The sequence below is a fragment of the Sphingomonas sp. Leaf412 genome (assembly GCF_001425405.1).
In the GTDB taxonomy this organism is placed as follows: domain Bacteria; phylum Pseudomonadota; class Alphaproteobacteria; order Sphingomonadales; family Sphingomonadaceae; genus Sphingomonas.
The window spans coordinates 691,800-694,064 of record NZ_LMQP01000001.1 but is presented as its reverse complement, the minus strand read 5'-3'; the positions used below and the strand labels follow the sequence as shown (position 1 = coordinate 694,064).

Annotated in this window: 2 rRNA genes (1 of these 2 cut by a window edge); both read right to left on the bottom strand. The window is 56.1% G+C overall.

Annotation, left to right across the window (positions count from 1 at the left end):
- Positions 1 to 72: 72 nt before the first annotated feature.
- Positions 73 to 187, bottom strand: a 5S ribosomal RNA gene (rrf, locus tag ASG29_RS03330).
- A 122-nt stretch (positions 188 to 309) separates the two neighbouring features.
- A 23S ribosomal RNA gene (locus ASG29_RS03325) occupies positions 310 to 2,265 on the bottom strand; it runs 826 nt beyond the window's last position.

Genomic DNA, 2,265 nt, shown 5'->3' with positions numbered 1-2,265 from the left:
GGAGGCGCGGCGCGCCCTGGCGGGCGAAATCGTGAATGGGTTCCGGTACTTCTCTCGACCGCCGGCTACAATGCCTGGCGACGACCTACTCTTCCATCGCTTGAGCGATAGTACCATCGGCGCAATCGGGTTTCACGGCCGAGTTCGGGATGGGATCGGGTGGGACACCGACGCTATGGCCACCAGGCAATGAAGCCGGCGGACGGTCGAGAAGTGGGTCTAAAATCGATGCGTGCAACCAAGATATTCTGGCGTCGACTGGATCATCCGCCGTCACCGCAGCCCAGGGCTGACGTTGATGGTGGGACTCTCAAGCGCGAATAGGACAATTAGTATCGGTTAGCTCCATGCGTTACCGCACTTCCACATCCGATCTATCAAGGTCGTGGTCTCCGACCGTCCTATGAAATCTTATCTCGAGGGAGGCTTCCCGCTTAGATGCTTTCAGCGGTTATCCCGTCCGTACATAGCTACCCTGCTGCGCCGTTGGCACGACGACAGGTACACCAGAGGTACGTTCAACCCGGTCCTCTCGTACTAGGGTCAACTCCTCTCAAATTTCGACGCCCACGGCAGATAGGGACCAAACTGTCTCGCGACGTTCTGAACCCAGCTCACGTACCACTTTAATTGGCGAACAGCCAAACCCTTGGGACCTGCTCCAGCCCCAGGATGTGATGAGCCGACATCGAGGTGCCAAACAACCCCGTCGATATGAGCTCTTGGGGGTTATCAGCCTGTTATCCCCGGCGTACCTTTTATCCGTTGAGCGATGGCCCTTCCACGAGGGACCACCGGATCACTATGACCGACTTTCGTCTCTGCTCGACTTGTCAGTCTCGCAGTCAGGCGGGCTTATGCCATTGCACTCTAACAGCCGGTTTCCAACCGGCCTGAGCCCACCATCGCGCGCCTCCGTTACTCTTTAGGAGGCGACCGCCCCAGTCAAACTACCCGCCACAGAGGGTCCCTGATCCAGTTTCATGGATCGAGGTTAGACATCAGAAACAAACAGGGTGGTATTTCACCTATGGCTCCACATCAGCTGGCGCCGATGCTTCAAAGCCTCCCACCTATGCTACACAGTTTCTTCCTAATGCCACTCTGAAGCTGCAGTAAAGGTGCACGGGGTCTTTCCGTCTAACCGCGGGTACTCCGCATCTTCACGGAGAATTCAATTTCGCTGAGCATGTCCTGGAGACAGTGGGGAAGTCGTTACGCCATTCGTGCAGGTCGGAACTTACCCGACAAGGAATTTCGCTACCTTAGGACCGTTATAGTTACGGCCGCCGTTTACCTGGGCTTCATTTCAGAGCTTGCACCCCTCCACTTAACCTTCAGGCACCGGGCAGGCGTCAGGCCCTATACGTCGTCTTGAAGCCGACTTAGCAGAGCCCTGTGTTTTTGCTAAACAGTCGCTACCCCCTGGCCTGTGCCCCCCGACAGAGCTTGCGCTTAGCCGGGGCCTCCTTCTTCCGAAGGTACGGAGGCAATTTGCCGAGTTCCTTCAGGACACTTCTCTCAAGCGCCTTGGTATACTCTACCTGACCACCTGTGTCGGTTTCGGGTACGGTCTATACGGTGGGGCTATTTCCTGGGACAGCTTCGAAGCCAGCTCAATCCGTTAAGAGCTGACAACACACGCCATCCGTCACACACCACCAGGCCCACGAATATTAACGTGGTTCCCATCGACTACCCCCTTCGGGCTCGTCTTAGGGGCCGGCTCACCCTGCGCGGATTAGCCTTGCGCAGGAACCCTTGGTCTTTCGGCGAGAGGGCATCTCACCCTCTTTATCGCTACTCATGTCTGCATTCGCACTTCCGATACCTCCACGACCCATTACCAGATCGCTTCGACGGCTTACGGAACGCTCCGCTACCGCGTGAACTTGCGTTCACACCCTAAGCTTCGGTGCATCACTTTAGCCCCGTTACATCTTCGCCGCAGGAACCCTTGTTTAGACCAGTGAGCTGTTACGCTTTCTTTAAAGGATGGCTGCTTCTAAGCCAACCTCCTGGTTGTTTTGGGATTCCCACATGCTTTCCCACTTAGTGATGACTTGGGGACCTTAGCTGTAGGTCAGGGCTGTTTCCCTTTTGACGACGGACCTTAGCACCCGCCGTCTGTCTCCCGGATATCACTCTCAGGTATTCGGAGTTTGGTTAGTGTTGGTAGATCTCGCGACCCCCGCAACCATCCAGTGCTCTACCCCCTGAGGTGTCCATCCGAGGCACTACCTCAATAGTTTTCGCGGAGAACCA